This is a genomic window from Rheinheimera hassiensis (genome assembly GCF_022436675.1).
Lineage (GTDB): Bacteria > Pseudomonadota > Gammaproteobacteria > Enterobacterales > Alteromonadaceae > Alishewanella > Alishewanella hassiensis.
In genome coordinates this window covers 136982-148829 of record NZ_JAKUJZ010000007.1, presented here as the reverse complement: position 1 = coordinate 148829, position 11848 = coordinate 136982, and the positions used below count along the sequence as shown (strand labels likewise).

The 11848-nt window shown below is 46.6% G+C and carries 7 protein-coding genes; all 7 read right to left on the bottom strand.

Annotation, left to right across the window (positions count from 1 at the left end):
- Positions 1-202: 202 nt before the first annotated feature.
- Complete coding sequence (locus MJX74_RS16070) at positions 203-2524, bottom strand: efflux RND transporter permease subunit (RefSeq protein ID WP_240223984.1); 2322 nt, start codon at positions 2522-2524, stop codon at positions 203-205.
- A 1-nt stretch (position 2525) separates the two neighbouring features.
- Complete coding sequence (locus tag MJX74_RS16065) at positions 2526-3560, bottom strand: WD40/YVTN/BNR-like repeat-containing protein (RefSeq protein ID WP_240223982.1); 1035 nt, start codon at positions 3558-3560, stop codon at positions 2526-2528.
- Between the two features lie 80 nt (positions 3561-3640).
- The gene (locus tag MJX74_RS16060; RefSeq protein WP_240223981.1) at positions 3641-5002 is read right to left on the bottom strand and encodes a DUF1329 domain-containing protein; all 1362 of its coding nucleotides are present in this window, start codon (positions 5000-5002) and stop codon (positions 3641-3643) included.
- Between the two features lie 16 nt (positions 5003-5018).
- Positions 5019-7109: a DUF1302 domain-containing protein gene (locus MJX74_RS16055; RefSeq protein ID WP_240223980.1), complete on the bottom strand. Its 2091-nt coding sequence runs from the start codon at positions 7107-7109 to the stop codon at positions 5019-5021.
- A 318-nt stretch (positions 7110-7427) separates the two neighbouring features.
- Complete coding sequence (locus MJX74_RS16050; RefSeq protein WP_240223979.1) at positions 7428-7649, bottom strand: DUF2835 family protein; 222 nt, start codon at positions 7647-7649, stop codon at positions 7428-7430.
- Positions 7649-10234: an aminopeptidase N gene (gene pepN / locus MJX74_RS16045; protein WP_240223977.1), complete on the bottom strand. Its 2586-nt coding sequence runs from the start codon at positions 10232-10234 to the stop codon at positions 7649-7651. The genes MJX74_RS16050 and pepN overlap by 1 nt, the downstream gene beginning before the upstream one ends.
- 79 nt (positions 10235-10313) lie before the next feature.
- The gene (gene nhaC, locus MJX74_RS16040; protein ID WP_240223975.1) at positions 10314-11780 is read right to left on the bottom strand and encodes a Na+/H+ antiporter NhaC; all 1467 of its coding nucleotides are present in this window, start codon (positions 11778-11780) and stop codon (positions 10314-10316) included.
- Between the last annotated feature and the right edge of the window lie 68 nt (positions 11781-11848).

Sequence of the window (11848 nt, the reverse complement as noted above, 5' to 3'; positions counted from 1 at the left end):
TCACCGCTTTAGCAGCAGGATGTACCGAACATACCGGATCGTGTCAGCTGCGCAGTGTAGTGCCAATTGTAGCGCTTTTCGAGTACTATTTGGGGCTTTTGTGCTGGTTAAACCAGTGATTTTTAAAGACTCTGACAACTTATTCACCCACTTTAAATAGAAAATGGCCTTTCGGCCATTTTCGTGTTTATTCATGCAAAAATTATTTAGTCTTATCACGCCACAAAAACGCTGCCAGTGCCGGCAGCACCAAAATGGCACCAAGCATATTCACAATAAACATAAAGGTTAGCAAAATACCCATATCGACCTGAAATTTCAGCGCCGAAAACACCCAGGTACTAACACCGATGGCTAAAGTGATACCGGTAAATAACACTGCACTGCCCCGCTCTTTTAGTGCTTCAAAGTAGGCTTGGCGTACAGGCATGCCGTCGCGCAGCATTTGCGTCATATTCGACAGAATATAAATACCGTAATCCACACCAATACCAACGCCCAGTGCAATAACCGGTAAAGTTGATACGGTTAAACCTATCTGCAGTTTTGTCATGAGTGCCGTAGCCAACACCGACACCACATACAAAGGCAAGATCACTGAAATAGTAGCGCGCAAGGAGCGGAAGCTTAGTAAACACAGCAGGATCACGGCACCATATACATACCACATCATCGGCTGCTGGGCTTCTGACACAGCCTCGTTGGTTGCGGCCATTACCCCTGCCGGGCCAGACGCCAACATAAAGCGGGTTTGCTCGTCACCCAGCTCAGCACCATATTTTTTGGCCGCTGATACCACCCGTTCAATCGTTTCTGCTTTATGGTCTTGTAAGAACAGAATAACCGGCATGACAGAACAATCTGCATTTAGCAGGCCTGTGCTGGTTTCAACACGGGCAGATGCCTGAACCAGACTTTGCGTATTGCGCGGTAGCGATCGCCACTTAACATTGCCCTCATTAAAGGCTGCATTAATGGCTTTAGACACTGAAGGCAATGACACCGCTGACTGCACGCCTTCGACGTTTTCCATCAGCCACTGAAAGGTGTCAATTTTTGCCATAATGTCATGTTCAGTACAGGCACTGGGAATCGTCTCTACCATGACATTTAAGTAATCGACAGAAATAGCATAGAGTTCAGTAATCAGCTTGGTGTCTACGTTGTAGCGCGAGGTCTCGTGTAAAGCTGGCGCCCCCTCGTGCAAATCCCCAATTTTAAGAGACTGGCTCTGCAGATAACCAAAAGCAAACAACGCTGCAGTAACCAGCAATATAACAGCAGCATATTTACGGGTAGCAAAAGCCGACAGCGCAAACCAGATTTTATCTGTTTTAGGCGTGGGTGCCGCAGCGCGTTCTTTATAACGGTTGCTGAATTTAACAAAAGACATTAGCACCGGCAGCAAAATCAGGTTAGTCAGGATAATAACTGCCACACCTAAGCTGGCGGTAATGGCTAATTCGCGGATAACCCCAATTTCAATAATCAGCAGAGTTAAAAAGCCAACTGTATCAGATAACAGCGCCACCCCACCTGGAACCAGCAATTTTCTGAAGCTGGCCTGAGCTGCTGTTTTGGCGTTCATACCGGCAGCAACCCGTTTGCCGGTAGAGTTAATCATCTGTACGCCATGGCTGACACCGATGGCAAATACCAGAAATGGCACCAAAATAGACATTGGGTCAATGCCAAACCCGAGTGCTGATAACAAGCCCATTTGCCAGACTACGGCAATTAATGAGCAGGCTATAGGTAGGATGGTCAGCATTACTGAACGACAGAAAAACAGCACCATTATTGAGGTTATAGCAATAGCGATGGCAAAGAATACCAACACACCTTTGGCGCCATCAGCCACATCGCCAACCATCTTGGCAAAGCCGATAATATGCACACTGGTGCTATCGTTTTGGTATTTATTGCGGATATTTTGCTCCAGCACCGACGCAAAATTAATGGTATCCAGCTTTTCGCCGGTATCGGGGTCAACTTCAAGCAACTGGGCAGAAATCATGGCGCAGCTATAATCATCAGCCACCATACGGCCCACTACACCGGCTTTTTCGGTATTTTCTTTTACTTTGGCCAAACCTGCTGCATCGGCGACAAAATCGGCTGGGATCACTGGCCCACCGGCAAAACCGTCCTCAACAACTTCAACAAAACGGGTGCTGGGGCTAAATAACGACTTTACCTGTACCCGATCAACACCCGAGGTATAAACCAACTCATCATGGGCCTGGCGTAAAGTAGTAAAAAAGCCGGCATTAAAAATATTTCCGCTTTCGTCGCATAATGAAATAAGAATATTATTCGCACCGCCAAAGTCTTGAGCATGGCGCAAATAGGTTTGCATATACTCATGTTTTAACGGAATATTTTTTGTAAAAGCCGCATCCAGCTTAATGCTGGTAGCTTTAAACAGTAAAAACAGTGTTGCCAGCAAAAACGCGACAATGACCAGAGCACGATGACGAAACAACGTGTACTCAAACTTATTCACCAAACGATTTAAACTCATCTTATTTCAGTTCACTCAGGTTGACTGTTCTAACACCGGTTTCGGTTACTAATATCAGCTGATTGTGCCATACCAGGCCGTTAACTATGGCCTTACCATCAGCTTGGGAGTAATCAGTAAAGCTTGTTGCACCATCACGGCTGATAAGTAGCGTGCCGGCGTTACCAACCAGATAAACCGAACCGTTGTCGTCGGAAAACGCGCTGTTTAAGGTGGCATTTTTACTAAGTGTGATTTGTTGCCAGTGCATACCCTGGTCCTGGCTGATAAACGCATGCCCACGCAGGCCAACCGCCAGCAACGCCCTTTGTGGCGTGCGGGTTATATCAAACAATGAACCGTTATAAAACTCGTCCAGCCGCTGCCAGTTGTCACCCAAATTAACACTTTTTGCCGCAAAGCCTGCTTCACCAATCATATATAACGCATCACCATCGGCATAAAGCCGGTTAAAATGCGGCAGTAAGGCTTCGGTTTCAATTTGATAACTTTCTGGATCTGTTTCTTTCAGCTCAGCTAAATACTCACGGTCTGCTTCAAGGAGTAACTCTTCATGAAAGTGCTTATGCCAACTTTCACCACCGTCATCCGTGCGATAGAAAATACCGTAGGCGCCTACGGCAATACCTTTTTTAGCATCCGCAAAGTAAATATCAAACAGCGGCTTATCTGTTTCTGGCGAGTAATGTTGTAGCTGCCAGCTTGCACCACCGTCTGCAGTTACCAAAATAGTGGCATCATGGCCAACGGCCCAGCCCTGCTGCGGATTAATAAAATAGACGCTGTTTAAATTTGCCTGCACCGGTACTTGTGCCTGTGTCCAGCTCTGGCCATCCTGACTAAGCAGAATATGTCCGCGTTCACCCACTGCAACCAGTTTCTGCCCATCCACCTTCACAAGATCTGTCAGCAGGGCCTTGCTTGCCTGCGGCATCTGATAGGCTGCCTGGAGCTCTGTTGGCTGTGCTTGCAACATAAATGGTGTAACAGCAGCTACAGCACTGGCTGCCAATAACCAGATGAATTTATTCAACATAATCTGAGCATTTACTCTATTCGACTTTCTAAATAAAAACGGTTGGCACTAAGCCAACCGTAACCGGGTATCAACTTAACTTAACGTGTACCTTCACGACGCAGTGCTGCAGGCGTAAAATCAGCATCTGTCAGGTTAACGGAGAAGTTATACATTTTATCTTCGTTATCCAGGCCCAAAGCAATATAACGGCGTGAGTTAAGGTCGTGATATACCTCTAACGTACTCCAGTGCGTTGGCACTTCATAGTAGTTCAGGCCATGAGCCACAGCGACACGGTACAATTCGTTGCGGTTGTCATACAGATCCGCAACATGAATTTGCCAGCTGTCTTCGTCGATGTAAAACACACGTTTGCCATAGACATGACGGGTACCATCTTTCAATGCGGCTTCAACCACCCAAACACGGTGCTTTTCCCAGCGCACATATTCCGGATTAATGTGACCGGCCATCAATAAGTCAGCATACTTCACGTCATTACCGTGTAGTTTGTAACTATTATAAGGAATATAAAGTTCCTGTTTACCTTTCAGCTCCCAGTTATAACGATCCGGTGAGCCGTTAAACATATCAAAATCATCTGTTGTACGCAGACCATCAGACGCTGTGCCCGGCGCATCATACGCAACATTCGGCGCCCTGCGCACACGGCGCTGTCCGGTATTGTATGTCCAGGCCTGGCGTGGTGTTTTCACCTGATCCATGGTTTCATGCACCAGCAAAGCCGTACCGGCCAGGCGTGCCGGCGATGTTACACCTTGCTTAAAGCGGAACAGTATATTTTCGGCGGTCAGTGCTTCAGCAGTTGCGGTAGGCTCTGAGTACTTAAACATAATTTGCTCATCAAAACCAATAATCGTATAGGCTCCAGCTGCAGTAGGTGCGGCCTGGCCACCATTACGGCTGGCAGCTACACCACGAAAACGCAGCAAGTGGTTCCATACTGCTTCAAGGCCATTTTGTGGTATTGGAAACGGAATACCAATAGCGGCGTTAATAATGCCGTTACCGCCTTCAATCAGCTCGGCTTTAGTGGCAATATTTTTTGTTGCATCATAAACATACTGCGGATAGGAAGCCGTGCGGCGTGTTTGATAAATATTCATCTTGTAGGTATCAGGATAAATTTCAAACAGTTTTATCTGGCCCGGGCTTAACAAGCTTTTATGCTGTTCCAGATTAGATTTGTCGATAGTTAATACGATCTTATCATCGGCAAACGGATCAGGATGGTGCATACCGGCAGAATAACCGGCAGGCGCAGTAGTAATACCACCACTCCATGCTGGGATAGAACCATCGGCATTGCCTGCCTTTTCTGCACCAAGCGGTGTTAAGTCATTGCCCAGTCTGGCGGCCTGCTCGGAAGTGATTTTTGCTGTAACTGAACAGCTTAGTACCAGAGCAATGGCTGACGAAATTAGGGTGAGTTTCTTCATAATTAGTGCTCGTCCCTTAAATAGAGTACTTAATGTTAAAAGAGATAAAGTCACGGTCTTCTACGTTATTTGTTGTGCCCTGACCGCCCCAGAATAGGTTATATGACACTTCGCCTGACCACTTACTCAGATAGTCAAAGCTGATGGCATACGCGAGCGATTTACGATCTTCGACAAACAAAAATAACGGATCAGGTGTAATACCGTTAACATCATGCGAAAACACAACACGTTGCGACAGGTTTACGCCGGCGAACACGTTGTTGTAATCGGCTTTGGCCAATAAACGGTAACCCCAGGCAGATGCCGTTGGGAAAGGGTTGGTTTCAGCACCATTTGACAAACCGGTGTGTAAACCATCTTTATTGACCAGATTGCCATTTGCATCCCAGCCCAATAATGGGCCACCGCTACGATCTGTATTCGGGCCATTTAAACGTAAAACGCTTTGATCCGGCATATCCTGAATGCGGATACCGCCTACTTCAGCCAGCATCGACAGGTTGTCAGCACCTAACGACGGGCCAAATAAATGCGTGAATGTCACCTGAGCCTGAACAGTGTCTCTTAAGATAAAGCCGTTGGCTTTCTGGCCAGGCTGAACCTTAACACCAATTTCGCGACCGATTTGAGAGATACCGGCTAAATCCGGACGTAAGTCCGCGTTAGCAAGTTGCTCTGGCATACCGGCATACAGAATTTCTACATCGTCAATTTGTAGCGGTTCATCCTGACGATAGGCCAGTTCACCGGCAACAGAAGTATTGCCTAAAGTGGTGTTAAAGCTAAAGCCGTAAAGTTGAATATCTTCCGGATATTCAACCAGCGCTTTTGAGAACGCTGCCAGGCTGGCTATGTTATCTTTATTTACACCACCGTTTGCAGCCATATTTACTAACCGACCGATATCGTCAGAAACCTTTGAAAAGTCTGCAGCGATACCAGAGATAACAGGAACCCGGCTATGGTAGTTCATATAATACAGAGCAAATTCAGTGTCATTCAGGTTCGGTGCAAAATACTCGAACTTGATACCATACTCACCACCGTCTTCAGGTTCTACTTCACCGGCACTGCCATAAGGGCGCAATGTCACTTTAGTTGGGTAAGCTAAATAAGCCTGCCCGGCCTGTGTAGGGCTAAGTGCACCGCCGGCAACGGCAGATCCCAGCGCATTAAGATTGGCCAGTACATGAGCAAGATCAATATCCGGGTTACCGGCAAAACCTAACTGCACATTTTGTAAATAACCACCTTCACCGGCAAAATCATTGGTAGAGAAATAAGTGCCAGGCACCGGCAGATAGCTGTTTACCCACTGGTACTGATAAAACAGCTCTGTTGACAGATTATCGGTTAAACCGATATTGATTGTGGCCATACCAACCGGAATGTAGGCTTCTTTTAACTCGGCACCAGGCGCTCGCGCCACACCGACATCGATAGGCGTAATATTAATACCATGCTGGATCAGCGTACTTTCACCCCAGCTTAACACCTGCTGGCCAACTTTAACCGTGACCGGGTTCATACCGTCGTTAAAACTGAAATTACCGTAAACGTAAGCATCCAGTAAGCGGATATCCCGACAGGTTAAATCACGGGCATCTTTGTCAGCACAAGGATCAACTTTCTGGTTGGACACCGGGTTGGTGTAAGCACCGTCTTTATCCATCAGCGCAAAGTCGTAAAAATACATAAAGCGGGTAAACAGGCCGATATTGTCTTTGGTAATAGACAGTTCATGCAAACCTTTAAACAGGCTGCTAAACATATCACCATTATCATAATTCAGATTACCGGCATCACCGTTACTTGAGTAAGCGCCAGGTTCCTGCCAGATTTGCGAAGGCAGATAAATATTGTTGGTTGCGGCGTTATATCCGTCCCAGTCGAAACGGGGGTGATTAACTTTACTGATCGTATCCCAATTTCTGTCTTCGGCCCGCCAGCTGCCGCCGTATGAAAATGTGGAATCGAAGGTAATATTTACGTCACCCAGACTCCAGGATGCTGCATGCACCGGTGCCATTGACAAGGCAAACAGCGCTGATGCAACACCTAAGGCTAAGGGATTCTTAGCAAAGGTTATTGACCTTTTATTCATCTCGTTATCTCCCCCTGTCCCGCAGGTTTTTATAAGTGTCTTTTTAGTTATATTATCAAGCCAACTGATCAGAGCTCAGCTTACTTCATTAAAATAATTACATCATTTCAAGCTGCAAGCAAGGCTTGCCGTAACGTAAATCTGTTGATTTCTATTCAGTTTTTTCCAAAAACGGCTATGTTTTAGGCTTTTTTGCCATGCTCTGGTTTAACCTTTATGGCACCGCACAGAATAAGCAGCTATAAGCTAATGAAATTAAAGGTCAAACCAGCAGTAACTGCAAGCTATTGTTTTAATTCACCGTTTAAAGTACATACTCTAATTAATTTTTTCCAACGCCACAAAACTATCATTGTCTGCCAGTGTTAAACGAAAACGCCCGCGCAAACCGTTCATGTCGACATAACGCTGAAAATGCCTAAACTGCAGCTGAATTCGCTCGCCGTTATCTGCCGTCACCACCACATACTTTATATTTCCGCGATAGTAACCATAGCACTGTTCAGCACTGAGGCTGGCATTAAAAAAATATCTGCGCATCAATCCAGACTTCGGTTAACCTTTTCATACAAATCATTGCTAATGCTGCTTTGCCCTGCTATCAGCTGCAATGCACCGCGCATCAATTGCTGACGTTTAGTGTCAAACCGCCGCCAGCTTAATAAGGGGGTTATCAGCCTTGCTGCGACCTGCGGATTCAGCGGGTCAAGCCGCAATATGGTATCTGCGAGTAGTTGATATCCTTTGCCATCAATACGATGAAACTGCTGCGGATTACGTAAACTGAAAGCCGAAAACAATGCCCGTACACGATTAGGATTTTTCCAACTGAATAACGGATGAGTCAGCATGGTCTCTATAGCATCAAACACTTGTGCAGTCGGTTGCGATGCCACCAGTGCAAAACATTTATCCATCACTAAAGCATCGTGCTGCCAGCGCCTGGCGAAGTCAGTAATTAATTGGTTAAACAACGCCGCTTGAGACTGCTGAGCTGCAGCTAAAGCAGCCATAGTGTCGGTCATATTGTCTGAATTCAAATAGTGCGTATGCAGCAGTGGCTGGTTGGCATTGAGTTGTGCCAGATAACTCAGACAGATAGCGCGCAATCTGCGCAGGCCAACATCATTATCCTGATACTGATAACGCCCTGTGTTCAGTGCGCGATAACAGCTGCTCAATGGTTTCGCCAATTGCTCTGCCAGCAACTGTTTAAACTGATTAAGGCTGCTGAGCAGTTTATCTACCGGAATAAGCTGATACTGCTCTGCCAGCGTATCAAAATCGGGTAGAGTCAGTAATTCTGCAGTCATGGCCATATCTGTGCCGGGCTGTTCCAGCCAGTGCTGCATCAGTTTAAACAGCGCTGCGGGCAATGTTACATCGCTAACGTTTGATCCTACTTGCTGCGCTACCTTGCGGCTCCAGAACTGCTGCATTGCATCCCAACGCGCAACGCCGTCAGTTGCCTGGCTGGCAATTAATAATAAGTCATCATCGCTGTACTGCGCTGCCAGTTTCACCGGTGCGGAAAAATGCTCCAGCCACACTACAACTGGCGCCTCTGTTATCCCTTCAAACAAATACTGCTGTTCACTTTCATTCAGCAATAATAAATGCCGCTGTGAAGCCTTGTTGTTAAACAGCAATTCAATTTGTACCGGTATCAGCAGTGGTTGCTTTTCGGCCTGATCAGCTGTTGCCGGAGTTTGCTGCGCAAGCGACAGTACCAACTGTGAGTTAACCGCATCATAATGCTGCACAGCTGTTAGCAGCGGCGTGCCAGACTGGCTGTACCATAAACGAAACTGCGATAAATCCTGCGCGGCGACGTCTTGCATCGACTGTAAAAAATCATCACAGGTTGCAGCCTGGCCGTCATACCGTTGAAGGTACAGTGTCAGGCCTTTGGCGAAAGTATCACGCCCCAGCAGGGTTTGCAGCATGCGGATCACTTCGGCGCCTTTATCATACACCGTAACAGTGTAGAAGTTATTCATCTCCAGCACTTGCTCAGGCCTTATAGGGTGCGCCATCGGGCTGGCATCTTCAGCAAACTGGGCGGTGCGTATCAGCTTAACCGCATCGATGCGACACAACGTGGCAGAGCCCATATCAGCGCTGAATTCCTGATCGCGAAAAACAGTTAAACCTTCTTTCAGGCTAAGCTGAAACCAATCCCGGCAGGTAACACGGTTGCCGGTCCAGTTATGGAAATATTCATGGCCGATAATTGACTCAATATTAAAGTAATCGCGATCAGTAGCACTGGCGGCATCGGCTAAAACATATTTACTGTTAAAAATGTTCAGGCCTTTGTTTTCCATGGCCCCCATGTTAAAAAAGTCTACCGCGACCACCATGTAGATATCCAAATCATATTCCAGACCATAGCGCTGCTCATCCCATTGCATGGCGCGTTTTAACGACTCCAGTGCAAAACTGCCTTTGGTTATCGCACTTTTATCGACAAACAGTTGTAAACTCACCTCACGGCCGGATTGCGTAATAAACTCATCCGTCAGAACATCAAAGTCTCCGGCAACCAAGGCAAACAAATAGCAGGGTTTAGGAAAAGGGTCATGCCACTGCACTACTCTTAAGCCTTGTTCATCGATATGCTCAGATACCTTATTACCATTAGATAACAAATACGGATAACGTTTGGCATCTGCTTTAATGGTAACTTTGTATTCTGCCAATACATCTGGCCGATCGGGGAAATAACTGATACGGCGAAAGCCTTCTGCTTCACATTGTGTGCAATAAGTGTCGCCAGCCATATACAGGCCTTCAAGCGCGGTATTGTGCAGCGGTGCGATATCACAAATGATCGTCAGCTCGCACTGCTGCCCAACCGTAAATAGGGTTAGGCTTTCAGCTTCAAGCTGATAATCAGCTGACTCCAATAACTGGCCGTCTATTGCCACGTTGATCAACGTTAGCTGCTGTCCGTCCAGTTTTAATGGCACATCAGGCTGATTGCGGTTAATTTGCAGTACGGAAGTTACCCTGGTGGCTTCTGCATCCAATTCAAAACACAAGTCAACGTGGCTAATGTTAAAAGCAGGTGCAGTGTAATCTGCAAGGCGCTTGGCCGTGCGCGGTAAGTTATTCTGAGACATAGCAGGCTTCCGGTAAAATAAACAACGATACAGCTAAGTATAATGACGAAAAAGCCTGAACAAATCAGGCTTTTTCCGGTTAAACTTTAGCAGTTTGTGGCCTGACTGAATCAGGAGGCGTCAGGCGCAATATTTTAATACCGCAATAAGCATAAATAATAGCTAACAGCGGGTTTATAAGGTTAAAGAAGGCATAAAATGCGTAATCCAGCGGGCTAACCTGCAGCACACTGTGCATGTAAGCACCACAGGTATTCCATGGGATCAATGGGCTGGTAATAGTACCGCCGTCTTCCAGAGTGCGGGACAAATTCACCGGTGCCAGGCCCCGGCGCTCATATTCCTCTTTAAACATCCGTCCAGGCATAACAATAGACATATATTGATCAGCCGTTAGTACGTTAGTTACAAAACAAGTGGCAATGGTGCTGGTAATTAATGAGCCAGTACTGCGGGCAAAAAACAAGATTGATGCAACAAATTTACGCAGCAGGCCTATTTTCTCAATAGTGGCACCAAACATCATCGCACTGAAAACCAGCCACACGGTGTTGAGCATGCTGGACATGCCACCACCGCTGAGTAAGTCGTTCAAACTGGCATTGCCGGTATCAATACTAAAACCTGCATGCAGGGTATGCCAAAGCAATTTGGTAATGCCCAATGCAGCGGGGATATCCTGCTCAACCAGCCTGCTTAATAATTCAGACTGGAAAAATACAGCCCACAAGCCACCTAACAAGGCACCGATAAATACGGTTGGAAACGCAGGCACCTTCTTTATAGCCATAGCTAACAGCACAAACAGCGGCACCAGCGATACGAAGCTGATAGAAAAGTTCTCTTGTAGCACATTGCTGATTTGATCAATACGCATTAAGTCAGAGCTGACATCAGAGTTAAAACCAATAATAGTAAACAGCAGTAACGCCAGCACAAAACTGGGAATGGTTGTCCAGAGCATATGCCTGATATGGTCAAATAAATCAGCACCAGCAACCGCTGGAGCCAGATTGGTTGTTTCACTAAGTGGTGATAGTTTGTCACCAAAATATGCGCCCGACACTATGGCACCTGCAGTAATCGCCGGAGAGAGCCCCAGGCCGCCAGCAACACCAATTAAAGCAACACCGATAGTGGCTGCGGTGGTCCAAGAACTACCAATACTCATTGCGACTATGCCGCATAACAAACAGCTTGCAGCATAAAACCAGCTTGGGCTTAAAATTTGTAAACCGTAATAGATAAGCGTGGGCACAGTACCGGACAGCATCCAGGTGCCAATTAATGCTCCAACCGACAACAGGATCAGTACCGCCCCTAATGACAGTGAAATACCCTTCACCATGGCCTTTTCCATCACTGACCAGCGATAACCATTTTTAAGACCTATAACAACCGCGACGGCCGTTGCCATAAATAAAGCGATCTGGTTAGGACCGTAAGATGAGTTATCAGCAAAAAGATATACCGATGCAGACAGCAACACGATCAGCACGACCAGAGGAATGGCAGCATCGAGAAAGCTGGGTTGTTTTTCAGACATGGATTGTGGCTCCCATTGGTAAAAGGCGCCCGAAGCGCCTCCCACTTTTATTATTGTTGTAAATGTTA

What these genes read in the sequence shown, in the direction of transcription:
- MJX74_RS16070 (WP_240223984.1), bottom strand. Translation starts at nt 2,524, where the DNA reads ATGAGTTTAAATCGTTTGGTGAATAAGTTTGAGTACACGTTGTTTCGT.
- MJX74_RS16065 (WP_240223982.1), bottom strand. Translation starts at nt 3,560, where the DNA reads ATGTTGAATAAATTCATCTGGTTATTGGCAGCCAGTGCTGTAGCTGCT.
- MJX74_RS16060 (WP_240223981.1), bottom strand. Translation starts at nt 5,002, where the DNA reads ATGAAGAAACTCACCCTAATTTCGTCAGCCATTGCTCTGGTACTAAGC.
- MJX74_RS16055 (WP_240223980.1), bottom strand. Translation starts at nt 7,109, where the DNA reads ATGAATAAAAGGTCAATAACCTTTGCTAAGAATCCCTTAGCCTTAGGT.
- MJX74_RS16050 (WP_240223979.1), bottom strand. Translation starts at nt 7,649, where the DNA reads ATGCGCAGATATTTTTTTAATGCCAGCCTCAGTGCTGAACAGTGCTAT.
- pepN (WP_240223977.1), bottom strand. Translation starts at nt 10,234, where the DNA reads ATGTCTCAGAATAACTTACCGCGCACGGCCAAGCGCCTTGCAGATTAC.
- nhaC (WP_240223975.1), bottom strand. Translation starts at nt 11,780, where the DNA reads ATGTCTGAAAAACAACCCAGCTTTCTCGATGCTGCCATTCCTCTGGTC.